This is a genomic window from Pseudomonas sp. NFPP07 (assembly GCF_900115645.1).
Taxonomy (GTDB): Bacteria; Pseudomonadota; Gammaproteobacteria; order Pseudomonadales; family Pseudomonadaceae; genus Aquipseudomonas; species Aquipseudomonas chlororaphis.
In genome coordinates this window covers 482,258-506,567 of the sequence record NZ_FOXG01000001.1, presented here as the reverse complement: position 1 = coordinate 506,567, position 24,310 = coordinate 482,258, and the positions used below count along the sequence as shown (strand labels likewise).

The 24,310-nt window shown below is 64.6% G+C and carries 19 protein-coding genes and 1 pseudogene; 4 read left to right on the top strand and 16 right to left on the bottom strand.

Annotated elements, in window-relative coordinates:
• Positions 1–194: 194 nt before the first annotated feature.
• From BM019_RS02395 to arcD (BM019_RS02370), 7 genes and pseudogenes are all read right to left on the bottom strand, one after another.
• Complete coding sequence (locus BM019_RS02395) at positions 195–1,703, bottom strand: sigma-54-dependent transcriptional regulator (RefSeq protein WP_009045250.1); 1,509 nt, start codon at positions 1,701–1,703, stop codon at positions 195–197.
• A gap of 77 nt (positions 1,704–1,780) precedes the next feature.
• A pseudogene (locus BM019_RS30950) lies at positions 1,781–1,870 on the bottom strand (outer membrane lipoprotein carrier protein LolA); the annotation flags it as partial.
• Positions 1,871–1,901: 31 nt separating this feature from the next.
• The gene (locus tag BM019_RS02390) at positions 1,902–2,264 is read right to left on the bottom strand and encodes a DUF5064 family protein (RefSeq protein ID WP_009045249.1); all 363 of its coding nucleotides are present in this window, start codon (positions 2,262–2,264) and stop codon (positions 1,902–1,904) included.
• 62 nt (positions 2,265–2,326) lie between these two features.
• On the bottom strand, positions 2,327–3,256 hold the full coding sequence (arcC, locus tag BM019_RS02385) for a carbamate kinase (RefSeq protein ID WP_009045248.1): 930 nt from the start codon (positions 3,254–3,256) through the stop codon (positions 2,327–2,329).
• Between the two features lie 64 nt (positions 3,257–3,320).
• The gene (locus tag BM019_RS02380; protein WP_009045247.1) at positions 3,321–4,331 is read right to left on the bottom strand and encodes an ornithine carbamoyltransferase; all 1,011 of its coding nucleotides are present in this window, start codon (positions 4,329–4,331) and stop codon (positions 3,321–3,323) included.
• 68 nt (positions 4,332–4,399) lie between these two features.
• Positions 4,400–5,656, bottom strand: coding sequence for an arginine deiminase (gene arcA, locus BM019_RS02375; protein ID WP_053280586.1), 1,257 nt, complete (start codon positions 5,654–5,656; stop codon positions 4,400–4,402).
• A gap of 36 nt (positions 5,657–5,692) precedes the next feature.
• Positions 5,693–7,120: an arginine-ornithine antiporter gene (arcD, locus tag BM019_RS02370; protein ID WP_062824889.1), complete on the bottom strand. Its 1,428-nt coding sequence runs from the start codon at positions 7,118–7,120 to the stop codon at positions 5,693–5,695.
• A 447-nt stretch (positions 7,121–7,567) separates the two neighbouring features.
• On the opposite strand from arcD (BM019_RS02370), the gene arcD (BM019_RS02365) reads away from it, so the two are divergent.
• Together arcD (BM019_RS02365) and BM019_RS02360 are read left to right on the top strand one after the other, a co-directional pair.
• Positions 7,568–8,995 (top strand): arginine-ornithine antiporter, encoded by a 1,428-nt coding sequence (arcD, locus tag BM019_RS02365; RefSeq protein WP_009045244.1) that lies wholly within the window; start codon positions 7,568–7,570, stop codon positions 8,993–8,995.
• Positions 8,992–9,849 (top strand): DNA-3-methyladenine glycosylase family protein, encoded by an 858-nt coding sequence (locus BM019_RS02360; RefSeq protein WP_092417518.1) that lies wholly within the window; start codon positions 8,992–8,994, stop codon positions 9,847–9,849. Before arcD (BM019_RS02365) ends, BM019_RS02360 begins: the two co-directional genes overlap by 4 nt.
• Before the next feature lie 183 nt (positions 9,850–10,032).
• On the opposite strand, the gene BM019_RS02355 is transcribed toward BM019_RS02360, so the two are convergent.
• The 9 genes from BM019_RS02355 to gap form a co-directional block, all read right to left on the bottom strand.
• A complete protein-coding gene (locus BM019_RS02355) occupies positions 10,033–11,382 on the bottom strand; it encodes a CoA transferase (protein ID WP_092417517.1) in 1,350 nt (449 codons plus the stop codon).
• Between the two features lie 189 nt (positions 11,383–11,571).
• On the bottom strand, positions 11,572–13,710 hold the full coding sequence (locus BM019_RS02350) for a methyl-accepting chemotaxis protein (RefSeq protein ID WP_092417516.1): 2,139 nt from the start codon (positions 13,708–13,710) through the stop codon (positions 11,572–11,574).
• 218 nt (positions 13,711–13,928) lie between these two features.
• Positions 13,929–14,330, bottom strand: coding sequence for a YbaN family protein (locus BM019_RS02345; RefSeq protein WP_007926296.1), 402 nt, complete (start codon positions 14,328–14,330; stop codon positions 13,929–13,931).
• A gap of 136 nt (positions 14,331–14,466) precedes the next feature.
• The gene (locus BM019_RS02340) at positions 14,467–15,075 is read right to left on the bottom strand and encodes a biliverdin-producing heme oxygenase (RefSeq protein ID WP_092417515.1); all 609 of its coding nucleotides are present in this window, start codon (positions 15,073–15,075) and stop codon (positions 14,467–14,469) included.
• A gap of 150 nt (positions 15,076–15,225) precedes the next feature.
• Positions 15,226–17,823, bottom strand: coding sequence for a TonB-dependent receptor (locus BM019_RS02335; protein WP_092417514.1), 2,598 nt, complete (start codon positions 17,821–17,823; stop codon positions 15,226–15,228).
• 121 nt (positions 17,824–17,944) lie between these two features.
• Complete coding sequence (locus BM019_RS02330) at positions 17,945–18,928, bottom strand: FecR family protein (RefSeq protein ID WP_092417513.1); 984 nt, start codon at positions 18,926–18,928, stop codon at positions 17,945–17,947.
• A 103-nt stretch (positions 18,929–19,031) separates the two neighbouring features.
• Positions 19,032–19,550 (bottom strand): RNA polymerase sigma factor, encoded by a 519-nt coding sequence (locus BM019_RS02325; RefSeq protein WP_009045237.1) that lies wholly within the window; start codon positions 19,548–19,550, stop codon positions 19,032–19,034.
• Between the two features lie 73 nt (positions 19,551–19,623).
• Positions 19,624–20,088 carry a methylglyoxal synthase gene (locus tag BM019_RS02320; RefSeq protein WP_009045236.1) on the bottom strand — a complete coding sequence of 155 codons (465 nt, stop codon included), beginning with the start codon at positions 20,086–20,088 and terminating at the stop codon, positions 19,624–19,626.
• Between the two features lie 129 nt (positions 20,089–20,217).
• Positions 20,218–21,222 carry a type I glyceraldehyde-3-phosphate dehydrogenase gene (gene gap / locus BM019_RS02315; RefSeq protein ID WP_025805853.1) on the bottom strand — a complete coding sequence of 335 codons (1,005 nt, stop codon included), beginning with the start codon at positions 21,220–21,222 and terminating at the stop codon, positions 20,218–20,220.
• Between the two features lie 223 nt (positions 21,223–21,445).
• Here gap and edd point away from each other — a divergent pair, with 223 nt between their 5' ends.
• Complete coding sequence (gene edd, locus BM019_RS02310) at positions 21,446–23,272, top strand: phosphogluconate dehydratase (protein WP_009045235.1); 1,827 nt, start codon at positions 21,446–21,448, stop codon at positions 23,270–23,272.
• Entirely contained in the window at positions 23,269–24,225 is a 957-nt protein-coding gene (locus tag BM019_RS02305) for a glucokinase (protein ID WP_092417512.1), read from the top strand. The genes edd and BM019_RS02305 overlap by 4 nt, the downstream gene beginning before the upstream one ends.
• The last annotated feature ends 85 nt before the right edge of the window (positions 24,226–24,310 follow it).

Below are 24,310 nucleotides of genomic sequence, written 5' to 3'. Positions count from 1 at the left end.
GGTTGTAGCGATATCGTTCCGCTGTAGCGCTTTCAGTACAGGTGGAGGTCGCTTTCAGATGCGGCTACGCCACCTGTAACCGCTGCCGCAGGTGCGATAAGGCCGAAGGCCTTCGGCGATCTTGAGATCTTGCGCTCCCTGCGGGAGCGATCGCAGCCTGCGGCAGTGGCTACAACATCAAGAGTCGCGGCGGTTCAGGGCTTGTTGGGGATGCCGTATTTGCGCAGGCGATGGGCGATGGCGGTGTGGGAGGTCTGCAGGCGGCTGGCCAGCTGGCGGGTCGAGGGGTAGTTGACGTAGAGACCTTCGAGCAGTGCCTTCTCGAACTCCTCGACGGCCTGTTCCAGGCTTTCGACTTCGGTGTCGTTCTGGCGGGCCACCGAGGTGCCGGCGATATCCAGGTCGCCGATGTCCACCAGGCTGCTTTCGCAGATCGCCGCCGCGCGGAAGATCACGTTCTGCAGCTGGCGCACGTTGCCCGGCCAGCGGTTGCCCAGCAGCGCCGGATAGGTGCCGGGCGCCAGGCGACAGACCGGGCGCTGGATCTGCGCGCAGGCCTGCTGCATGAAATAGCGTGCCAGCAACAGGATGTCCTGGCCGCGCTCGCGCAGGGGCGGCACTTCCACATTCAGCACGTTGAGGCGATAGAACAGGTCTTCGCGAAAGCTGCCCTCGGCGACCATCTTTTCCAGGTCGCGATGGGTGGCGCTGAGGATCCGCACATTGACCTTGACCTCACGGTCGCCGCCCACCCGGCGAAAGCTGCCGTCGTTGAGAAAACGCAGCAGCTTGGCCTGCAAGTAGGGCGACATTTCGCCGATCTCGTCGAGAAACACCGTGCCCTGGTTGGCCAGCTCCATCAGCCCCGGCTTGCCGCCGCGCTGGGCGCCGGTGAAGGCGCCGGGGGCGTAGCCGAACAGCTCGCTTTCGGCGAGGTTCTCCGGCAGGGCGGCGCAGTTCAGCGCCAGAAACGGCGCGCCGTGCCGCGCACTGATGGCGTGACAGGCCCGCGCCACCAGCTCCTTGCCGGTACCGGTTTCGCCCTGGATCAGCAGCGGCGCATCCAGCGCGGCGACGCGCTGGGCGCGGGCCTTGAGGGTGCGGATGGCCGGGGAGTCGCCGAGCAGGGCATCGAAGCCTTCGGCATGGTCGTGGTGCAGGGCCGACAGGCGTTCGCCGATGCGATTGGGCTGATACAGGGTCAGTAGCGCGCCGGCGTCGGTGATCGGCGTGGCATCCAGCAGCAGGGTCTGGCCATTGAGGGTGATTTCCCGCAGGGGCAGGCGAAAGCCCTGTTCCAGCAGGGTTTCCAGCAGCGCCGGGTCGTCGAACAGCTCGGCCACGCTTTCCCCGGCCGGCTCGCGGCCATAGAGGGCAATCAGCGCCGGGTTGGCCAGCAGCACCTTGCCGGCGCTGTCCAGGGCCAGCACCGGGTCGGTCATCGCCGCCAGCAGGGCGTCGAGCTGCAGGTGGCGGCGCTGGCCGGGCAGGATGTCGACCACCGTCACGGCCTGCACGCCGCGCACGCTGAACAGCGCGTCGCGCAGCTCTTCCAGCACTTGCGGGCTGAGGGTCGGGGCGTCGATGTAGACGTTGGGCGGCACCATCTCCACCGCATCCAGGTTGAGGTTGCGCCCACCGAGCAGGGCCAGGACTTCCTGGGTGATACCGACGCGGTCGATAAAGCTGACGTGGATGCGCATGGGGCGGTCAAGGATTCTGGAAAACGGAGGGTGGCAAGTATGCCTTGGCGGACAGGGTTTGGCGAAATGCGCCGTGGCACGCATGACCTTGTAGGAGCGAGCTTGCTCGCGATGAGCCTGAGAGCGCCGCAGAGTGTCAGACACACTGCATTACCGTTGACGACCATCGCGAGCAAGCTCGCTCCTACAGGAAGAGCATCACTCTAGATGTTCGGGTTTGACTGGATCCCCGGATTTCATATTCAGCTGCACCCGCACATCCTCAAACATCGCGTCGTAATATTTGTGCAGCGAGCCGATGCCGCTCAGTGCCTTGGGAATCCCATACTTCTCGGCGATTTTCGTCACGTTGCTGGCGAAGTTGTAAGCCTGATCCTTGGGCAGAAAGAACGGTTCATCGAGCTCTTTGCCCTGAATCGTTCCATGCATCTTGAACTGCATCCCTTTGCCTTCCTTGGGGTCCTGCGCGACTTCATAGTCGATACAGATGTTGTAGCTGACATCGTCCTTGGTCAGTGCGTGTCGCTCGATGTGTAAATGACCGGGTTCGAACTGGGCCATGGCTCTCTCCTTTCAAGGCATGGGGAGCGGTGCAGGCCAGCGGCCTGCACCCTGAGTTGCTCTTATCGGTAAGTGATGCCCGGCTGGGCGGTGCTGATGCGCGTACCGGCCTTGCCCTGGACGATCGCTTCGATGTCCGAGAGTGAACCGATCACCGCGACTTTTCCAGTATGGCGGGCGAACTCGCAGGCCGCCTGGACCTTCGGTCCCATGGAGCCGGCGGCGAAGCCGAGCTTTTCCATTTCGTCCGGGTGCGCCTGGGCAATGGCTTTCTGCGACGGCTTGCCCCAGTCGATAAAGGCCGCGTTGACGTCGGTGGCGATCACCAGCAGATCGGCCTCCAGCTGTTCGGCCAGTAACGCCGAGCACAGGTCCTTGTCGATCACCGCCTCGATGCCCCGGAGCTTGCCGTCCTCGCCGTACAGGGTGGGGATGCCGCCACCGCCGGCGCAGATCACGATGCTGCTCTTTTCCAGCAGCCATTTGATCGGGCGGATTTCAAAGATGCGCTTGGGTTTCGGGCTGGCCACCACGCGGCGGTATTTGTCGCCATCGGGGGCGATGGCCCAGCCTTTTTCCTTGGCCAGTTTTTCTGCTTCGTCCTTGCTGTAGACCGGGCCGATGGGCTTGCTCGGGTTCTGGAACGCCGGGTCCTTGGCGTCGACCTCGACCTGGGTCAGCAGGGTGGCGAAGGGCACTTCGAAATCCAGCAGGTTGCCCAGTTCCTGTTCGATGATGTAGCCGATCATGCCTTCGGTTTCGGCGCCGAGCACGTCCAGCGGGTAAGGCGACACCGAGGTGTAGGCCGCCGCCTGCAGCGACAGCAGGCCGACCTGCGGACCATTGCCGTGGGCGATCACCAGCTGGTTGCCGGGATGGATCTTGGCGATCTGTTCGGTGGCGATGCGGATATTGGCGCGTTGATTGTCCGCGGTCATGGGTTCGCCCCGGCGGAGCAGGGCGTTGCCGCCCAGTGCGACGACGATACGCATAATGCATTCCTTCCAGAATTCGGTGATCCCGTGGGAGCAAGTCGCGCCCCCACGGACGTCGGGGTTACAGGTCGGCCAGGGTCGAGACCAGGATCGCCTTGATGGTGTGCATGCGGTTTTCCGCTTGCTCGAAGGCGATGCAGGCCGGCGACTCGAACACGTCGTCAGTCACTTCGATGCCGTTGGCCAGGTGCGGATACTGCTCGGCGATCTGCTTGCCGATCTTGGTATCGCTGTTGTGGAACGCCGGCAGGCAGTGCATGAACTTGGTCCGTGGGTTGCCGGTGGCCTTCATCAGCTCGGCGTTGACCTGGTACGGCAGCAGTTGCTGGATACGTTCGGCCCAGGCTTCCACCGGCTCGCCCATCGATACCCAAACGTCGGTGTGAATGAAGTCGACACCCTTGACCGCGGCTTTCGGGTCTTCGGTCAGGGTGATGCGGGCACCGCTTTCTTGCGCGTACTGCTTGCAGCGGCTGACCAGGTCGTCATGGGGCCACAGGGCCTTTGGCGCGCAGATGCGCACGTCCATGCCGAGCTTGGCGCCCACCAGCAGCAGGGAGTTGCCCATGTTGTTGCGGGCATCGCCCAGGTAGGCGTAGCTGATGTCGTGGATCGGCTTGTCGGCGTGCTCACGCATGGTCAGCACGTCGGCGATCATCTGGGTCGGGTGGTATTCGTCGGTCAGGCCGTTGAACACCGGCACGCCGGCGAACTTCGCCAGTTCCTCGACGATTTCCTGCTTGAAGCCGCGGTACTCGATGGCGTCGTACATGCGCCCGAGCACGCGGGCGGTGTCCTTCATGCTTTCCTTGTGGCCGATCTGCGACGAGTTCGGGTCGATGTAGGTGACGTTGGCGCCCTGGTCATAGGCGGCGACCTCGAAGGCGCAGCGGGTACGGGTCGAGGTTTTCTCGAAGATCAGGGCGATGTTGTTGCCCTTGAGGTGCTGCTGCTCGGTGCCGGTGTACTTGGCGCGCTTGAGGTCGCGGGACAGGTCGAGCAGGTAGCGCAGCTCGCGCTCGGTGTGGTGTTCGAGGCTGAGCAGGTTACGGTTGTGGATATTGAACGCCATGATGATTCTCCAGGGATTCTGTAATCGGCCCGGCCAGCACCGCAGAGGTGCGGCCGGAGGAAAGTCGTTTAGTAATCGATCGGGTCGCGCACGATCGGGCAGGTCATGCAGTGGCCGCCGCCACGGCCGCGGCCGAGTTCGCCGGCGCTGATGGTGATCACTTCCACGCCGGCCTTGCGCAGCAGGGTGTTGGTGTAGGTGTTGCGGTCATAGCCGATGACCACGCCCGGCTCCAGGGCCACCACGTTGTTGCCGTCGTCCCACTGCTCGCGTTCGGCGGCGAAGCTGTTGCCGCCGGTTTCCACCACGCGCAGTTGCTTGAGGTTGAGGGACTCGGCCACTACCTCGATGAACGATTTGTTCTCCCGTCGCACGTCCATGCCATAGGGCTTGCTGGTGTCGGGGCGGATGACGAACGGCACGATTTCCTTGACCACTTCCGGGAAGACCGTGACCAGGTCGCGGTCGCAGAAGCTGAACACGGTGTCCAGGTGCATCGCCGCGCGGGATTTCGGCAGGCCGGCGACCACGACTTTTTCCACCGCGCCCTTGGCGAACAGGGATTGCGCAAGCTGGCCGATGGCCTGGCGCGAGGTCCGCTCGCCCATGCCGATCAACACCACGCCATTGCCGATCGGCATGACGTCGCCGCCCTCGAGGGTGGCCTGGCCGTGATCCTTGTCCGGGTCGCCGTACCAGACTTCGAAATCGGCGTTGGCGAACTCGGGGTGGAATTTGTAGATGGCGCTGGCCAGCAGGGTTTCCTGGCGCCGGGCCGGCCAGTACATCGGGTTGAGCGTCACGCCGCCGTAGATCCAGCAGGTGGTGTCGCGGGTGAACTGGGTGTTGGGCAGCGGCGGCAGCAGGAAGCTGGAGTGGCCCAGGTAATCGCGGTACATCTTGATCACGCTGGCGCCTTCGCTTTCCGGCAGGTCCTCGCCGGCCACGCCGCCGATCAGGAACTCGGCCAGCTTGCGTGGCTCCAGGCTTTCGAGCCAGCTGCGCACTTCGTTGGTCAGGCCGACGCCGACGGTGTCGGGGGTGATCTTGCGATCCAGAATCCACTTCAGGGCTTCGGGGTTCTGCACCGTATCGGTCAGCAGGTTGTGCATTTCCAGGACTTCGATCCCACGCTCGCGCATTTTGGTAACGAAGTCGAAATGGTCGCGCTTGGCCTGGTTTACCCAGATCACATCATCGAACAGCAGTTCATCGCAGTTGTTCGGGGTCAGCCGCTGATGGGCCAGGCCTGGGGAGCAAACCATGACTTTGCGCAGTTTGCCGGCTTCGGAATGGACGCCGTACTTAACTTTTTCCGTGGTCATTACCGTGATCCTCCAGAGGTAGAAACAATCGTGCGGTTACAGGGTCAGGAAGCCGTCGTAGAGCCCGTAGGCGGCCAACAGGGCGCCTATGATTACTGCGGCGAAAATCAGCTTCTCGACGTTGGTGAAAATCGGTTTGCCCAACTCCCGCTTGGCCTTGGCGAACAGGATCGCGCCGGGGGCGTAGAGCAGGGCGGAGAGCAGCAGGTACTTGACCCCGCCGGCGTACAGCAGCCAGATCGCGTAGAGCAGGGCGATGGAGCCGATCAACAGGTCTTTCTTGCGTTCGGCCAGGGCCGCTTCGTAGGTTTCGCCACGCACCGCCAGCAGCACGGCATAGGCCGCCGACCACAGGTAGGGCACCAGGATCATCGAGGTGGCGAGGTAGATCAGCGACAGGTAGGTACTGGCCGAGAACAGGGTGATGACCAGGAAGATCTGCACCATGGCGTTGGTCAGCCACAGGGCATTGACCGGTACGTGGTTGGCGTTCTCGCGGCGCAAAAACTCCGGCATGGTGTGGTCCTTGGCCGCGGCGAACATGATCTCCGCGCACAGCAGCACCCACGACAGCAGTGCCCCCAGCAGCGAGATGATCAGGCCGACGCTGATCAGCACCGCGCCCCAGTGGCCGACCACATGCTCGAGCACCGCCGCCATCGACGGGTTCTGCAGTTTCGCCAGCTCCGGCTGGGTCATGATGCCCAGCGACAGCACGTTCACCAGCACCAGGAACAGCAGCACGGTGATGAAGCCGATCACGGTGGCCTTGCCCACGTCCGAGCGTTTTTCCGCGCGGGCGGAGAAGATGCTCGCGCCTTCGATGCCGATGAACACCCACACGGTGACCAGCATCATGTTGCGCACCTGGTTCATCACGCTGCCCAGGTCAGGGTTCTTCACGCCCCAGATGTCCGCGGTGAAGATGTCCAGCTTGAAGGCGAACAGGGCGATCAGCACGAACAGCAGCAGCGGCACCACCTTGGCGACCGTGGTCACCAGGTTGATGAACGCCGCTTCCTTGATCCCGCGCAGCACCAGGAAATGCACGGCCCACAGCAGCAGCGAGGCGCCGATCACCGCGGCCGGAGTATTCCCCTCCCCAAATAGCGGGAAGAAGTAGCCCAGGGTGCTGAACAAGAGTACGAAGTACCCCACGTTGCCCAGCCAGGCGCTGATCCAGTAGCCCCAGGCCGAAGAAAAGCCCATGTAATCGCCGAAACCGGCCTTGGCATAGGCGTAGACACCACCGTCCAGATCAGGCTTGCGGTTGGCCAGGGTCTGGAACACGAAAGCCAGTGTCAACATACCTACAGCGGTAATAGCCCAGCCAATAAGAACAGCGCCTACATCGGCACTTGCCGCCATGTTTTGTGGCAAGGAAAAGATCCCGCCGCCAATCATCGAGCCGACTACCAAGGCGACTAACGCACCAAGCCGTAGTTTTCCGGGAGTGTCAGACATTGCGTGACTCCATTGCAGGAGAAGAGAGACGTCAGAGTAAATCTGCGAGAAATCCGAACAGCTGATTTAGATCAGGTCATTGCTACATTCCATTGTGAATGAACGACTTAAGCTGTCTTTGCGGAAACCGGTGGGAAGCCTGAAAGCGCCATTCCATAAGGCCTCGGGTTCCAGATGAAAGGTCTTCTCATTGGCGCCAGATTGAAACTAGTCCGCTTTCCAGAATGCGCAACTCATTAAAAAGTTATAAGGCTGACCGGCGCGCTGATGGCATTTGGGTTTTATCCATAATAAAAACCCGACTATTCAATATGTTCTGATCCTCGTCATGTCGATGGCTCCACAAAAGATCAATAATTGACTCTTTTAGTCCGTTTCCAATCTGTGGAAGTTAACTAATTTCATATAGTTTGTTGTCGGACAATTGGACCGGACGCAGAGGTAGGCATGCCACAAACCACACAAAAACTGCGACTCGGCGCCCTGATCGCCCTGGTGGTGGGGTCGATGATTGGCGGCGGGATCTTTTCCTTGCCGCAGAACATGGCGGCCCGGGCCGACGCCGGGGCGATCCTTATCGGTTGGGCGATCACCGCCGTGGGCATGCTGACCCTGGCCTTCGTGTTCCAGACCCTGGCCAACCGCAAGCCTGAACTCGACTCCGGGGTGTACGCCTACGCCAAGGCCGGGTTTGGCGACTACATGGGCTTTTCGTCTGCCTGGGGCTACTGGATCAGTGCCTGGCTGGGCAACGTCGGCTACTTCGTGCTGCTGTTCAGCACCCTGGGTTATTTCTTCCCGGTGTTTGGCCAGGGCAACACCCCGGTGGCCATCGCCTGTGCCTCGGTCCTGCTGTGGGCGGTGCACTTTCTGGTGCTGCGCGGGATCAAGGAAGCGGCCTTCATCAACCTGCTGACCACCGTGGCCAAGATCGTGCCGCTGGTGATGTTCATCGTGATTGCCGCGGTAGCGTTCAAGGCGGACATCTTCACCCGCGACATCTGGGGCCGTGGCAACCCGAACTTCGGCGGGGTGATGGACCAGGTGCGCAACATGATGCTGGTCACGGTCTTCGTGTTCATCGGCATCGAAGGCGCCAGCGTCTATTCGGCCCGGGCCGAGAAGCGTGCGGACGTCGGCCGGGCCACGGTGATCGGCTTTATCGGCGTGCTGGCCCTGCTGGTGCTGGTCAACGTGCTGTCCCTGGGGATCATGAGCCAGCCGGAACTGGCGACCTTGCAGAACCCGTCGCTGGCGGCGGTGCTGGAACACATCGTCGGTCCCTGGGGCGCGTTGCTGATCAGCATCGGCCTGGCGGTTTCCCTGCTCGGTGCCTTGCTGTCGTGGGCGCTGCTGTGTGCCGAGATCCTGTTCGCCACGGCCCGCGACCGGACCATGCCGGCCTTCCTGAAAAAGGAAAACGCCAACCATGTGCCGGTCAACGCCCTGTGGCTGACCAACAGCATGATCCAGGTGTTCCTGCTGATTACCCTGTTCTCCGCCGGGACCTACACCAGCCTGATCTACCTCGCCTCGTCGATGATCCTGGTGCCTTACCTGTGGTCGGCGGCCTATGCGGTGTTGCTCAGCGGCCGTGGCGAAACCTACGAGCAGGCCTCGGCCGAGCGCATGAAAGACCTGTGCATCGGTGGCGTGGCCCTGTGTTACGCGGTCTGGCTGTTGTACGCCGGTGGGGTCAAATACCTGCTGCTGTCGGCCCTGCTGTATGCCCCCGGGGTGATCCTGTTCGCCAAGGCCAAGCGCGAGCAGGGCGAGCCGTTGTTCACCGGCATCGAGAAGGGCATTTTCGCTTGCGTGGTCGCCGGGGCCACCCTGGCCGCCTATGGCCTGTACAGCGGTGTGCTGTCGCTGTGAGGCTGGTTTACCAGCCGCCCTATGACTGGCCGGCGATGCTGGCCTTTCTCCGGGTGCGGGCCATCGAGGGGCTGGAGACCGTCAGTGGCGACCGCTACTCGCGCAGCATCAGCCTCGATGGCGTACACGGCTGGTTCAGTGTGAGCCCGGGCGACAGCGATGCGCTGGCGCTGACCCTGCACTTTCCCGACCCGCAGGCCCACGCGCGGATCGTTGCGCGCATCCGCCGCCTGCTGGACCTGGACACCGATCTGGCGCCGATCCACCGGCAACTGTCCGCCGACCCGTTGATGGCCCGTTTGATCGCCTCGCGGCCGGGGCTGCGCGTACCCGGTGCCTGGGACGGTTTCGAGCTGGCGGTGCGAGCGGTGCTGGGGCAGCAGATCACGGTGGTGGCGGCCATCCGCCTGGCGGGCAAGCTGGTGGCGCAGTATGGCCAGCCATTGAGCTGCGAGGAGGCGCCAGCGGGGTTGAGCCATGTGTTCCCCGAACCGGGGCGGATGGCGGGCGCCGATCTGGCGAGCCTGGGCATGCCGCGCAGTCGGGGCCGAACCCTGTCCGGCGTGGCGCAGGCGCTGCTCGACGATCCGCAGCTGTTTGCCCCCAAGGCCAGCCTCGAACACAGCCTGTCGGCCTTGCGGGCGCTGTGGGGTGTCGGCGACTGGACCGCGCATTACGTGGCCCTGCGCCAATTTCGCGAAGCGGACGCCTTTCCCGCGGCGGACGTGGGCCTGCTCAATGCCCTGGCGGCGCTCGAAGGCGGACCGGTCAGCGCCAGCCAGTTGCTGGCCCGCGCCGAGGCCTGGCGGCCATGGCGCGGCTACGCGGCGCAGCACCTGTGGACGGTGTTGTAGCCCCCTGATCGCCGTTTCTGTAGCCGCTGCCGAGCCCGCGAGGCTGCGCTCGAGGACGCAGTCCTCGCCAACCCTGCGCACGCGATATGAATGACGTAACGCGCGGCCTGATTGACGTCCGCTTTGCGGCCAATCGCAGCCTCGCGTTGCTCGGCAGCGGCTACAGGGTTACGCGTTACGGGCTTACCATTTCGGGCGATGGGCGCCCAGGTCGCTGGCGGGGTGCGTCCATTGCAGGGGCGTGCCGCTGATCTGCAAGGGCACTTGCAGGCGATGGGCCGGGCCCCAGGGTGTCTGCTCTACCAGCAGGCCCTGATCGTCCTGGTCCTCGCCGCGCAAGGCGGGCTCGGCGCTGCCATTGGAGTGCTCGATCAACAGCTTGGCGGTCCGCGCCAGTGACAGCCGTGCGCCTGCGGCGGCCCCGGTTTGCAGTCGTTCGGTCAGGGCGCGGATCGCGGCGGCGGCCATCAGGTAGCCGGTGGCATGGTCCAGGGCCTGCACCGGCAGCGGTACCGGTTTATCGGCCTGCTGCCAGCGCTGGCCGGCCTCGGCAATGCCGCTGCTCATCTGCACCAGGCTGTCGAAGCCGCGGCGGTTCTGCCAGGGGCCGCTCCAGCCATAGGCGTTCAGGCGCACATCGATCAGCCCCGGGGCGAAGCGCTGGCGTTCGGCGGCCCCGTAGCCGAGGCGTTCCAGGGCATCGGCGCGGTAGCCGTGCAGCAGCAGATCGGCTTCCCCCAACAGGCCTTCGAAGACCTGGCGATCGGCGGCGTCGTGCAGGTTCAGCCGGGCGCAGCGTTTGCCCAGGGTGACTTCAGGGACCACGCCGGGTTCGTTCCAGTCCGGCGGGTCGATGCGCAATACCTCGGCGCCCAGCCCGGCGAGAAAACGGCTGGCGATGGGCCCGGCCAGCACTCGGGTCAGGTCCAGCACCTTGATCCCGGCCAGGGGCCGGACCGACGATCCGCGCCAGGGCTGGGCGGCGCTGGCGTTGCGGGTCTGGTAATGCACCAGGGGCTCGGCATTCACGGCCTGCCCCTGGGCGTGGGCTTGCCACTCGGCCCAGCTGCGCATTTCGGCGGCGCAGCCACCTGCCTCGACCACCGCCTGCTCCAGGTCGCTCTTGTTCCACTGCGCGACCTTGGCGGCCATGGCCGGACGATCCGCGACCCGGCCGAGCACCTGTTCGGCCGCCCGCCGATGATGCGGCGCGTTGGTGTGCAGGCGAATCCAGCCGTCCTGGGTGGCGTAGTCGCCGGCGACCGGGTCCCACAGCGGCGGCACGCTCCAGCCCAGCGGACGCAGGGAAGTGGCGAACCAGAAGGAGGCCAGGCGCCGGTCGACGCTCAGGGCGGGCAGGCGTCCGGTCTGGCTGAGCAGCAGCTCGGCCGCCGCCTGGCCGGCCGCGGCGATGCTGGCGCTGGCCAGTTCGGTCACGGCGAAGGCCGAGGGCAGGGCGCCGCTCGAGGTCATGGCAATCGGGGTAAGAGGCAAGCCTAGCGCGGCTTGAACAGACGACAGCACATCGGTCATTGCAGGCCCTCCGCAAGAGAGGGGGCAGCATAGATCAAAAGTGTGAAGCGCCGCAGTCCCGTAACGGCGCAAGACCTACCTGTAGGAGCGAGCGTGCTCGCGATGCTCGTCAACGATCACGCCTGATCACTGGCTCAACGCGGCGCTCTCTGGTGCATCGCGAGCACGCTCGCTCCTACAGGGGCAAGGTCAAACGCGGAACTGGTCCATCAGCTTCATCTGCTGGGTGGTCAGGGCGTTGAGCTGGCTGCTGACCTGGGCCGATTCGGTGGCCTGTTCGGTGAGGGATTCGGTCACGCTGCGGATCGCCGAGACGTTGCGGTTGACCTCTTCGGCCACTGCGCTCTGCTGTTCGGCGGCACTGGCGATCTGCAGGTTCATGTCGCTGATCACCGTGACCGCGTCGCTGATCTTGCCCAGGGCCTGCACCGCTTGCTGGATCTGCCCGGCGTTGCTCTGGGCCTGGGCCTGGCTCGAATGCATGGTCGCCACCACGCCCCGGGTGCCGCTCTGGATGCGCTCGATCACCAGGCGGATCTCTTCCACCGAGTCCTGGGTGCGCTTGGCCAGGTTGCGCACCTCGTCGGCGACCACGGCAAAGCCGCGGCCGCTTTCCCCGGCGCGCGCCGCTTCGATGGCGGCGTTGAGGGCCAGCAGGTTGGTCTGTTCGGCAATGCTGCGGATCACTTCCAGCACCGAGCCGATCTGTTCGCTGTTGACCGCCAGGGCCTCGACCTCGACCACCGCCTTGCTCACCTCCTCGGCCAGGGTGCTGATGTCGCGGGTGCTGCGTTCGATGATGGTCATGCCATCCCTGGCCGACTGGTCGGCGCCACGGGCGGCGTTGGCGGCGTTCGAGGCACTGTTGGCGACGTCGTGGGCGGTGGCGCTCATTTCGTTGGAGGCGGTGGCCACCTGGTCGATTTCGCGGAACTGCACCTGCATGCCTTCGCTGGTCTGGCGGGCGATCTCCGAGGACTGGTCGGCGGTGCCGCGGGCGTCGGTGATGCTCTGCTTGATCTGCGCGATGGTCGGTTGCAGCTTGTCGAGGAAGCGGTTGAACCAGCCCACCAGCTCGCCCAGTTCGTCTTGCTTGCCGTACTTCAGGCGCTGGGTCAGGTCGCCGTCGCCGCTGGCGATTTCCTTGAGCATCTGCGCCACGCTGTTGATCGGCCGGGTCACGCCGGAGGCGGTCAGCCAGATCAGCAGCAGCCCGATCACGCCGGCGACCGCCGCCACCAGCAGCGACACCAGGGTGCCCTGGGCCTGGGCGTCGTCGAGCACGCCCTGGAGTTTCACGGTGTCGGCCAGCAGCACTTGCTCCGGCAGGTCGATCACCACGCCCCAGGGCCGGGCGTCGGCGATCGGGCTGACCGGGTACACGGCGCGGATCAGATCGCCCTGCTTGAGGATTTTCGGGGTAGTGCCGGCCAGCAGTTGCAGCACATCCCTGCCTTCGGCGCCGAGGGTATCGGCGATGCCCTTGCCGACCTTGGCCGCATCGTTGCTGTAGGCGGCGAGGATGCCGCTGCCGGCGACGATCAGCATGTGCCCGGCACCGTCGAACAGCCCTCGCTGGGATTCGGCGGCCGCGGCCTGCAGGGCATCCAGGGCGATGTCCACGCCGACCACGCCTATGACTTTGCCGTCGACAATCAGCGGCAGGGAAATGGTGGTCATCAGCATCAGCTTGCCGCCCACGGTGTCGGCGTACGGGTCGAGCAGACAGGTGCGCTTGCTGTCGCGCGGGCAGGTGTACCAGCTGTTATAGGGGGTGCCGCTGACGCTCAGGGTGGTCTTGTTCATGTCCTCTTCGACCATCACCGTGTTCAGCCCGGTGCCGCCGGCACGGCTCCAGTAACTGGCGAAGCGCCCGGCTTCGTTGGAGGCGTGGCCGGCGTCGTTGGCGAACTCGCTGTCCTTGCCGTCGAGGGCGTTGGGCTCGTAGGCGAGCCAGATGCCCAGCACCTTGGTGTTGCGTTCGAAGGCGGTTTTCAGGCTGTGGTTGAGCTCTTCACGCAGCGCCGCGGCGTCCAGCGAACGCTTGCCGGCCATGGCCCGCAGGTCGTTGATCTGGTCGGCCAGGGTGGTGATCACCAGCAGGCTCTCGCCAAAGGTTTTCTGTACCCGCACCGCCTGCTCCGCAGCCCGGGCCTGCAGCAGGTTCTGCACGCTGTCGGTGAGCATTCGCGAGCTGGAGCTGCTGACCAACTGATCGTTCTGGTTGGTCTGGTAGATGTTCATCCCGACGATCAGGCCCACGACGCCGAGCAGGCAGAGTCCGGACAACAGCACGATTTTCAGGCGAATGGACAGAGAGTCGAACATGGGGCGATCTCGCGAATGGATAGGGGGGAGCGGTGAGTCGGATGACTCCGGTCGCCAAGTCCATTCAGCGCCATGCCCGGAACATCGGCTTGGGCGGCATTTGTCTGAGAAAAAGCCGACGAGCGGTCATGTGTTTGACATAAACAAGGAGGAGGGAGATTTCGCTGGAGGGCATGTCGCGAGCAGCCGAACATCGACCGGCTGCTCTTGCCGAGGAATCAAGAGGCCTGGGCCAGAGCCTCCGGGCGCGACCAGATCCACAGGTTACCCAGGCCCATGCCGGCCAGCGCCAGGTACAGGGTCCAGTGATGGTTGAGCAGGCTCAGCATCAGGCCGGCGCACAGCAACATGCTGACAGTGGCGCTGACCTTGGCCCGGCGGCTGACGATCCGGCCGTTGCGCCAGTTGCTCAGGATGGGGCCGAACAGGCGATGGTTTTCCATCCAGGCGCTCAGGCGTGGCGAGCTCTTGGTCGCGGCCCAGGCGGCGAGGAGCACGAACTCGGTGGTCGGCAGGCCGGGGACGACGATGGCGATCAGGCCGATGGCCAGGCTGATGTAAGCCAGGCAGCCGAAGAACAGGCGGGAGGCCTTGGACGGGGATCGGGTTGTGCCGGTCATGGGTTCGATGATGAGGTGACGAGCATGGGGCTCAATCCACAAGGGGTGGGAATAACGGCTGACGCCAGCGGGTTCGTTCCTGCAGCGGGCGTGAGTCTACGCCTTCAATACAGGAACGAGGGTGCCGGCGAAAAAATCAGGCCAGTTCAGGCGCCGTGTCGTAGGCCTTTTCCAGCAGCACGGTAAAGCGGTTGAAGGCATCCAGCGCGCCTTTTTCCGCCGCGGCTTCTTCTTCTGCGCTGAATGCCAGGCCGTCGAGGATGCGGGTGAAGGTTTTCCAGCCTTCGGCGCGACCGCCGGCCGGCTCGCCCAGGTGCCGGGCACCGAAGGTTTCGCCGAGGCCCAGGCCCACCGCGCGCTTGATCAGGAACGCCGCGCCGAGCTTGGAGCCCTCGGAGACGAACAACCAGCCCAGGGCTTCGGCCTTGCTCGGGTTCTGCACCGCGCCCGCCACCGGGGCCGGGACTTCGGTGTCCAGGTCCGCCAGGTCGGCCTTGGCCGCTTCGGCGCGGCAACGTTCTGCCAGGTCCGGGACGATGGCGATCAGCGCCGGGTCGTTGTACAGGGCGACCAGTTCGGACTGGAACAGGTACTGGGCGACGACGAAACGGGCGAAGCTGCTGGCGCTTTCGAACGGCGCGTGGGCCTTGACCAGGGCGTCGAGCCTGGCATGGGGTTCGTGGGTGATCTGGTTCAGGCGCTGGGAGCGCAGGCTCGGGCGCTGTGGGGAATCCTGGGTGGTCATGACGATGTCCTTGGTCAATGGAAATGAGAGCTACTGAAAACGAGAGCGGCTTGAAATGAGAAGCACTTGCTAACTAGACGAACAAGAAGACGCGGCACAGTAAAAAATCCTCACTGCGCCCCATCGAAAAGCGCAGTGAGGCAGACCGGATCAGATGTCCCAGATCAGGTTGACCGCGAAGTTGCGACCCGGCTGGGTCAGGCGGTCGAGGTTGGCCGGGCTGAGCACGGCGGCTTCGCCGACGCTGTCGTAGCCGCGCACGTCATCCCACAGCCAGTACTTCTTGTCGGCCAGGTTGTAGATGCCGGCGCTGACGGTGACGTCGTCGCTGACCTTGTAGAAGCCGGTCAGGTCGAGCACGCCGTAGCCCGGGGTCTTGAACTGGCTGCTGGTGCCGTCCGGGGTCTTGAAGCTGCTGCTGTCGACGCGGTCTTTCTTTTTCACCAGGGTCCAGCTGAGCAGGGCGCCGTAGTTATCCTGGTCGTAGCCCAGGCCGAACACGCCGGTCAGCGGGTTGACCGCGTTCAAGGGTTCGCCGGTGTCGTTGTTGCGACCGTAGGCATAGGCCACCGAACCCTGGGTGTACAGGCCCTGCGGCGCGCCCAGGGCGTCGAGGTTGAGCCGGCCCTTGACTTCCACGCCCTTGATGGTGGCGTGCTTGATGTTGTTGCTCTGGAACGTCAGTTCGTCGTAGCCCGGGGTCACCGCGTCTTCGTTGATGAAGTCGCGGTACTTGTTATAGAACACCGCCACGTCGAAGTTGCCGGACTCGAAGTTGCCGCGCAGGCCGGTTTCATAGCTCTGGCTTTTCTCCGGCTTGAGGTTCGAGTTCGGCGCCACGCGGTAACCGGTGGTGGTGTTCTCGAAGCGGCCGTACAGCGCCTTGGCGGTCGGGGTACGGAAACCTTCGGCGTACTGGCCGTACCAGGTGTACTGGTCGCTCAGGGCGTAGGTCAGGCCGAACTTGGGCGATACCCGGTGCCAGGTCTTGTTCTGGTCGCTCACCTCACCATTGCCATCGGCGGCCACGGTGTTGAGGAACTCCTGGGTGATATGCGGCTTGAGCTGGGTGTAGTCGTAGCGCAGGCCCGGCAGGAAGGTCCACTGGTTCCAGCTGATCTGGTCCTGGGCGAACAGGCTGTAGGTGTTGATGGTCGGGTCGGGGAAGTCGCTGGACTTCTTCAGCACGTCGGACGGGCTGATGGCGCCGACCGCCGTGCAACCGCGACCGACCGCCAGGCAGGTGCCGCTGCCGCTGCGCGAGCCGGTGACCTTTTCCTGCTTGATCGTGGTGCCGTAGGTCAGCAGGTGCTCGGTTTCACCGATGGCGAAGGCCTTGTCGGCCTGGGCGTCGAAGACCCACTGCTTTTCCTGGTAGAGGGTTTCGCGGCTGCGCATGACGTTGCGGCTGAACGGGAAGTAGTTTTCCAGGGTGCTCTGGTCGGTCTTGGCGATCTGGTAGTTCAGGCTCCACTTCACGTGGTCGGCCAGCAGGCTGTCGAGGGCGAAGTTGTTGTCCAGGCCGAAGCGTTCGCGGGTGATGGTGTCGTTACCGGTGCGCGAGCGGTACATGCCCAGCGGCTGGCCGGCGTTGAACGGGCCGCCCACGGCGCTCTTCTGGTTGGTGTCGCGGTCGTCCTTGTACTTCTCGTAGGTCAGGCCCAGGCGCGAGTCGTCGGCATAGTTCCAGCCGGCCTTGGCCAGCACGTTGCTGGTGCGCACGTCTTCCGGGTTGGCGGCGGTGCGCGCCAGGCCGGTGCCGTTGTGGCTGCCGTAGGAGTCGGTTTCGTGGCCGTCGCGCTGGCTGAAGTGCAGCAGGCCGTCGAACTGACCACTGCGTCCAGCCACGGTGGCGGATTTCAGCCAGCTGTCGTCGGCCGAGCTGTAGCCGGTCTTCAGGCGGGCGCCGACGTCCTGGCCTGGCTTGATGATGTCGTCCGGGTCGAGGGTGAAGTAGCTGACCGCGCCGCCGATGGCGTTGCTGCCGTACAGCACCGAGGCCGGGCCACGGAGGATCTCCACGCGCTTGATGATTTCCGGGTCGACGTAATTGCGCTGGGTCTTGGCATAGGGGCCGTTGAAGAAGCCGTTGGGAATCTCCACGCCGTCGACCTGGGTCAGGATGCGGTCGCCGTCGATGCCGCGGATGTTGTAGCCGCTGATGCCGCCGCCGCGCTGGCCGGCGCCGCCGACCGAAACGCCCGGCTCGTAGCGCACCAGGTCCTTGATGGTGTTGACGTTGTTGCGGTCCAGGTCCTGGCGGTCATGCACGGTCACGGTGCTGGGCACGCTGCTGACCTCCTGTTCCTGGCGCGTGGCGCTGATGGTCACCTGTTGCAGGTTCAGGGCACCGCCGCTGGCGCGTTTTTCCAGGACGATGTTGTTGGCGCCCAGCTTGCGGTAGCTCAGGTTGGTGCCCATCAGCAGGCGGTCCAGGGCTTTTTCCGGTGGCAGCGAACCGCGCACGCCCGGGGAAGCGATGCCTTCGCCCAGTTCCGCCGGCAGGCCGACCTGCCAGCCGGTGACGGCGGTAAAGGCGTTTAGCGCCGACACCAGCGGCTGCTGGTCGATGGCGAAGCTGTAGTCGCCCATGTTGCGCGCTGGCAGGGCCTTGGCCCCAGCGGTGGCGGCCATGACTGGCGCGGCCCCGGCCAGCAGGATGGCGGCGGTCAGCAGGGACAGCGTGCAGTTCTGCAGGCGGGCCTGGCGGGAGGATGAAGAGGACCGGCTGTTGAGGCGAGAGGACATCGATAGCGCTCCGTGTCGCACGAATCTTTATAGGTGCTGATTCGCATGATTAATGCGAATCAATTGCATTGGCTATAACGAGACGAACGACCGACAGCGATCGCGTAAAAATAAATGCGCTTTAGTTGAGGATGACCAGCGCCGGGAATTCCTGCAGGCGCGCCGAGGTGATGTGAGCCAGGGAACGCACCACGTCCAGCGGCTGGTCGAGGCGGTAATTGCCGGTGACCGCGACATCGGCCAGGCGCTCGTTGTTGTTGACGATCCAGCCCGGGTAATACCGACGCAATTCGGCCAGCACCTGGTTCAGCGGGCAGTTCTCGAACACCAGCCGGCCCTGGACCCAGGCCAGGTCCTTGTCGAGGTCGAGCTTGGCCGGGCGGTCGAAACCGTTGGGGCCGATGCGGATGCTTTCGCCGGCCGACAGGCGCACCCGGGCATCGTCGTGGGTGGCGCGCAGATCGACATCGCCGCGCTGCACCCGCACCTGGGCCACGCCGTCCAGGTAACGCACGGCGAAGGCGGTGTCGCGCACGCTGGCGCGTACCGGGCCGGCGTCGAGTTCCAGCGGCTGGCCGCGGCTGGCGGGGATCTCGAAGAAGGCTTCGCCCTGGTACAGGCGGGCCACGCGCTGGCGCTCGTCGATGTTGCTGGAGAAGGCCGAATTGGTATTGAGCAAGACTTTCGAGCCGTCCTCCAGTTGCAGGCGCTGGCGCTCGCCGACCACGGTCAGGTGATCGGCCTGCAGGCGCAGGGGCAGGTTGCTGAAACTGAACAAACCGAGGATCAGCACCGCCGCGGTCGCCAGGGGGCGCCAGTGCGGACGCAGGCGCGACAGCAGGCTGAGCTTGGTTTTTTGCGTGTCCAGGTTTTGCGCGCAGCGCACCACCTGCGGGCCGTTCCAGATCGCTTGGGCCTTGTCGAAGGCTGCGCTGTGCAGGGGCGAGGCGTTCAACCAGTCGTGGAATTGCCGGGTCTGCTCGGGGCTCGGGTTCTCCAGCAGGATCAGCCAGTCCAGGGCCTGGTCCATGGCTTGATCCGCGGCGCAGGGGGTGGATGTTTCCTCGTCCTGGGCGGTCGGCTGGGTGCGGTGGATGTCCGTCACGGGTGTTCCTCGGCTGTGTCTGTGCACGGCTGTTTTTTAGATGGAGAGCGCAGGGCGGTCAAGGGTAGCAAAGGGCTGCGGCTGGCGCCCGTCCGGCTGGGCCTCAATGACCGTTCAAGCGCTCGGCGACGCCGATGCAGATGGCCATGATCAGCTTCAGTTCCTTTTGTACCGTGCTCTGGGAGACCTCGAGTTTCTCGGCGATTTCCAGGTAGCTGTGGCCGTGCAGGCGGCTGAGGATGAAGATCCGCTGTTGGCGCGGGCTGAGTTGGGCAAGGCTCATGTTCAGGCGTTCCAGCAACTGTTCGGCATGGGCGGCATCCTCGGCGCTGCTCAGGGGCGCGGCCACGCTTTCGACCACGTCCACCGGCACGTCTTCGAGCAGGGTGCGGGCCTGGATGCGGCGCGCGCGCAGGTGGTCGAGCGCCAGGTTGCGGGCGGTCTGGAAGACGAAGGGTTCAAGGTGCTCGATGGCCCGTTCGCTCAGGGCCCGGGTCACCCGCAGGTAGGTTTCCTGCAGCAGGTCCTCGGCGGTGCTGTGGTTGTTGACCATCCGCTCCAGCGTGCGCAGCAGCGAAACGCGCTGGGTGAGAAAGACGTGATTGAAGCGGGATTGGCTCACAACAGGACCTGGCTGATTTTTTCAGCAGATGATAATGCTTATCATCTACGTCGAAGGTCAAGCCCTGAGTGAATCATCGACGCCCGGAGAGGTAGGCCGGGTAGTCCGGAATCCGGTAGCTGTGCGCCTGCTCCATCAACGGGCTGCTGAGCAGGTAGTCGGCGCTGCATTCGTTGCAGGCCACGGGAATGTTCCAGACCGCCGCGACCCGTAGCAGGGCCTTGATGTCCGGATCGTGGGGCTGGGGTTCGAAGGGGTCCCAGAAGAACACCAGCATATCCACCCGCTGCTCGGCGATCCGCGCGCCGAGTTGCTGGTCGCCGCCCAGGGGGCCGCTGATCATGCTTTCCACCGGCAGGCCGAGGCGCTGGTGCAGCAACTGGCCGGTGGTGCCGGTGGCCAGCAGGTCGTGCTCGGCGAGCCGGTCTTTCTGCCGCTCGGCCCAGTCGAGGAGGAAACTCTTGCAATGGTCGTGGGCCACCAGGGCGATGCGCTTGCGCGCCGCCATGCCGGCCTGGGTGAAGCTGATACCGATCATCGGTGGTGGCTCCGGGAGGGAGAGAGTCTGCAGGAGCTGCCGAGGCTGCGATCTTTGCGCGCTTGAACCTCGAATGTGAAGATCAAAAGATCGCAGCCTGCGGCAGCTCCCGCGCCGCAGGCCGTGGGTTTACTCGGCGCTGCACAGGGCCAGGCAGTTATCCAGCATGCGATTGGAGAAGCCCCACTCGTTGTCGTACCAGGCCAGGACCTTGAGCAGCTTGCCGCCGCTGACCTTGGTGTGATTGGCGTCGAAGATCGACGACAGCGGGTTGTGGTTGAAGTCGCTGGAGACCAGCGGCAGGCTGTTGTAGCCGAGGATCTTCGAGTGCTGGCTGGCGCTCTTGAGCAGGGCGTTGACCTCCTCGGCGGTGGTGTTGCGCTTGAGCTGCACGGTCAGGTCCACCAGCGATACGTTGATCACCGGGACGCGCACCGCCATGCCGGTCAGCTTGCCCGCCAGTTCCGGCAGCACCAGGCCCACGGCTTCGGCCGCGCCGGTCTTGCTCGGGATCATGTTCTGGGTGGCCGAACGGGCGCGGTACGGATCGCTGTGGTAGACGTCGGTCAGGTTCTGGTCGTTGGTGTAGGCGTGGATGGTGGTCATCAGCCCGCTTTCGATGCCCAGCTCGCGGTTCAGCACCTGGGCCACCGGCGCCAGACAGTTGGTGGTGCACGAAGCGTTGGAAATGATCTGGTGCGACTGGCGCAGAATATCGTGGTTCACGCCATACACCACGGTGGCGTCGGCGCCTTTGGCCGGGGCGGAAATAATCACTTTGCGGGCGCCGGCGCTGATATGGGCGGCGGCCTTGGCACGGTCGGTGAACAGACCGGTGCATTCGAATACCACGTCTATCTTCTCGGCGGCCCAGGGCAGTTCGGCCGGATTGCGGATGGCGCTGACGGCGATCCGGTCGCCGTTGACGGTCAGGCTTTCCTGATCGTGCTGCACCTCGGCATCGAAGGTGCCGTGAACGGTGTCGTATTTGAGCAGGTGGGCATTGATCGAACTATCACCCAGATCGTTGATGGCGACGATCTGCAGATCCTGACGATAGCCTTGGGTATAAAGTGCGCGCAGGACGTTGCGGCCGATACGGCCAAAACCATTGATTGCGATTCGTAGAGTCATTAGAAAAGCGCCTGCCGTAGTTTTGTTGTTGGAATTACAAGATTATTCGCAAAAAAATAGAAAACAAGCCTTTTTGGTGGCAATATTTTGTTTTATCTACAACGAGTGACCTGAATCAACTGGTCCAAATGGTCAAGAAACCCTCTGCCATCCCCTGTGCCGCGGGCGTTTTGACCAGCATAGACAAACAGGTCGCCACATCCGTTAGCCTGGAGTTCTACACATGCATCCCCGCGTTCTTGAGGTCACCGAACGGCTTGTCGCCCGCAGTCGCGCCACTCGCGAGGCTTACCTCGCCCTGATCCGCGGCGCCGCCAGCGATGGCCCGCAACGGGGCAAGCTGCAGTGTGCGAACTTCGCCCACGGCGTTGCCGGCTGCGGCTCGGAAGACAAGCACAGCCTGCGCATGATGAATGCCGCCAACGTGGCAATTGTTTCGTCATATAACGACATGCTCTCGGCGCACCAGCCGTACGAGCACTTTCCCGAACAGATCAAGAAGGCCCTGCGCGAGATGGGTTCGGTCGGCCAGTTCGCCGGCGGCACGCCCGCCATGTGCGACGGCGTGACCCAGGGCGAGGCCGGCATGGAACTGAGCCTGCCGAGCCGCGAGGTGATCGCGCTGTCCACCGCGGTGGCCTTGTCCCACAACATGTTCGACGCCGCGCTGATGCTCGGCATCTGCGACAAGATCGTCCCGGGCCTGATGATGGGCGCGTTGCGCTTCGGCCACCTGCCGACCATCTTCGTCCCGGGCGGGCCGATGCCGTCGGGCATTTCCAACAAGGAAAAGGCCGACGTGCGCCAGCGTTACGCCGAGGGCAAGGCGACCCGCGAAGAGCTGCTGGAATCGGAGATGAAGTCCTACCACAGCCCGGGCACCTGTACCTTCTACGGCACTGCCAACACCAACCAGTTGCTGATGGAAGTCATGGGCCTGCACTTGCCGGGCGCGTCCTTCGTCAACCCCTACACGCCACTGCGCGACGCCCTGACCCATGAGGCGGCACAGCAGGTCACCCGCCTGACCAAGCAGAGCGGCAACTTCACGCCGATCGGCGAGATCGTCGACGAGCGTTCGCTGGTCAACTCCATCGTTGCCCTGCACGCCACCGGCGGTTCGACCAACCACACCCTGCACATGCCGGCGATTGCCCAGGCCGCGGGCATCCAGCTGACCTGGCAGGACATGGCCGACCTGTCCGAGGTGGTGCCGACCCTGTCCCACGTCTATCCGAACGGCAAGGCCGACATCAACCACTTCCAGGCCGCGGGCGGCATGGCGTTCCTGATCCGCGAACTGCTGGAAGCCGGCCTGCTCCACGAAGACGTCAACACCGTGGCCGGCCGTGGCCTGAGCCGCTACACCCAGGAACCCTTCCTGGACAACGGCAAGCTGGTGTGGCGCGACGGCCCGATCGAAAGCCTCGACGAAAACATCCTGCGCCCGGTGGCCCGCGCGTTCTCGCCGGAAGGCGGCCTGCGGGTGATGGAAGGCAACCTCGGTCGCGGGGTGATGAAAGTCTCCGCCGTGGCGCTGCAGCACCAGATCGTCGAAGCGCCGGCGGTGGTGTTCCAGGACCAGCAGGACCTGGCCGATGCGTTCAAGGCCGGCGAGCTGGAAAAAGACTTTGTGGCGGTGATGCGCTTCCAGGGCCCGCGCTCCAACGGCATGCCGGAACTGCACAAGATGACGCCGTTCCTCGGCGTGTTGCAGGACCGCGGCTTCAAGGTCGCGCTGGTCACCGACGGGCGCATGTCCGGGGCCTCGGGCAAGATCCCGGCGGCGATCCACGTCAGCCCGGAGGCCCAGGTCGGCGGCGCGCTGGCGCGAGTACGCGACGGCGACATCATTCGCGTGGATGGCGTAAAGGGCACGCTGGAGCTTAAGGTAGACGCCGACGAATTCGCCGCCCGCGAGCCGGCCAAGGGCCTGCTGGGCAACAACGTCGGCAGCGGCCGCGAATTGTTCGGTTTCATGCGCATGGCCTTCAGCTCGGCGGAGCAGGGCGCCAGCGCCTTTACCTCTGCCCTGGAGAACCTTAAGTGAAGTTAGCGCTGGTCGGTGACATTGGTGGAACCAATGCGCGTTTTGCGTTGTGGAAAGACCAGCACCTGGAGTCGATCCAGGTGCTGGCGACGGCGGACCACGCCAGCCCGGAAGAAGCCATCGGCGTCTACCTGGGCGGCCTCGGCCTGGCGCCGGGTGCGATCGGCGCGGTGTGCCTGTCGGTGGCCGGCCCGGTCGGCGGCGACGAATTTCGTTTTACCAACAACCACTGGCGCCTGAGCCGCAAGGCCTTCTGTCAGACCTTGCAGGTCGACGAACTGCTGCTGGTCAATGACTTCTCGGCCATGGCCCTGGGCATGACCCGCCTGCAGCCCGGCGAGTTCCGGGTGGTTTGCGAAGGCACCGCCGAGCCGTTGCGCCCGGCGGTGGTGATCGGGCCGGGCACCGGCCTGGGCGTCGGCACCCTGCTGGATCTGGGCGAAGGCCGCTGGGCCGCCTTGCCGGGCGAGGGCGGGCATGTCGACCTGCCGTTGAGCAGCCCGCGGGAAACCCAGTTGTGGCAGCACATCTACAGCGAGATCGGCCACGTCAGCGCCGAGACCGCGCTCAGCGGCGGCGGCTTGCCCCGGGTGTACCGGGCGATCTGCGCGGTGGACGGGCACGAGCCGCTGCTCGATACCCCGGAAGCCATCACCGCCGCGGGCCTGGCCGGCGACCCCATCGCCCTGGAAGTGCTCGAGCAGTTCTGCTGCTGGCTGGGCCGGGTGGCGGGCAACAACGTGCTGACCACGGGTGGGCGCGGTGGCGTGTACATCGTCGGCGGGGTGATCCCGCGGTTCGCCGACTTTTTCGTCGAAAGCGGTTTTGCCCGTTGTTTTGCCGACAAGGGCTGCATGAGCGATTACTTCAAGGGCATCCCGGTGTGGCTGGTGACGGCGCCGTATTCGGGCCTGACCGGCGCCGGGGTGGCGCTGGAGCAGGCGTTTGCCTGATCCAGTTCTACCTCTGTAGCCGCTGCCGAGCCTGCGAGGCTGCGATAAGGCCGAAGGCCTTCAGCGATCTTTAAATCCCCGCGCC

Bases quoted from the DNA above. Each gene is read 5' to 3' on its own strand.
- BM019_RS02395 (WP_009045250.1), bottom strand. From the start codon at position 1,703: ATGCGCATCCACGTCAGCTTTATCGACCGCGTCGGTATCACCCAGGAA.
- BM019_RS02390 (WP_009045249.1), bottom strand. From the start codon at position 2,264: ATGGCCCAGTTCGAACCCGGTCATTTACACATCGAGCGACACGCACTG.
- arcC (WP_009045248.1), bottom strand. From the start codon at position 3,256: ATGCGTATCGTCGTCGCACTGGGCGGCAACGCCCTGCTCCGCCGGGGC.
- BM019_RS02380 (WP_009045247.1), bottom strand. From the start codon at position 4,331: ATGGCGTTCAATATCCACAACCGTAACCTGCTCAGCCTCGAACACCAC.
- arcA (WP_053280586.1), bottom strand. From the start codon at position 5,656: ATGACCACGGAAAAAGTTAAGTACGGCGTCCATTCCGAAGCCGGCAAA.
- arcD (WP_062824889.1), bottom strand. From the start codon at position 7,120: ATGTCTGACACTCCCGGAAAACTACGGCTTGGTGCGTTAGTCGCCTTG.
- arcD (WP_009045244.1), top strand. From the start codon at position 7,568: ATGCCACAAACCACACAAAAACTGCGACTCGGCGCCCTGATCGCCCTG.
- BM019_RS02355 (WP_092417517.1), bottom strand. From the start codon at position 11,382: ATGACCGATGTGCTGTCGTCTGTTCAAGCCGCGCTAGGCTTGCCTCTT.
- BM019_RS02350 (WP_092417516.1), bottom strand. From the start codon at position 13,710: ATGTTCGACTCTCTGTCCATTCGCCTGAAAATCGTGCTGTTGTCCGGA.
- BM019_RS02345 (WP_007926296.1), bottom strand. From the start codon at position 14,330: ATGACCGGCACAACCCGATCCCCGTCCAAGGCCTCCCGCCTGTTCTTC.
- BM019_RS02340 (WP_092417515.1), bottom strand. From the start codon at position 15,075: ATGACCACCCAGGATTCCCCACAGCGCCCGAGCCTGCGCTCCCAGCGC.
- BM019_RS02335 (WP_092417514.1), bottom strand. From the start codon at position 17,823: ATGTCCTCTCGCCTCAACAGCCGGTCCTCTTCATCCTCCCGCCAGGCC.
- BM019_RS02320 (WP_009045236.1), bottom strand. From the start codon at position 20,088: ATGATCGGTATCAGCTTCACCCAGGCCGGCATGGCGGCGCGCAAGCGC.
- gap (WP_025805853.1), bottom strand. From the start codon at position 21,222: ATGACTCTACGAATCGCAATCAATGGTTTTGGCCGTATCGGCCGCAAC.
- edd (WP_009045235.1), top strand. From the start codon at position 21,446: ATGCATCCCCGCGTTCTTGAGGTCACCGAACGGCTTGTCGCCCGCAGT.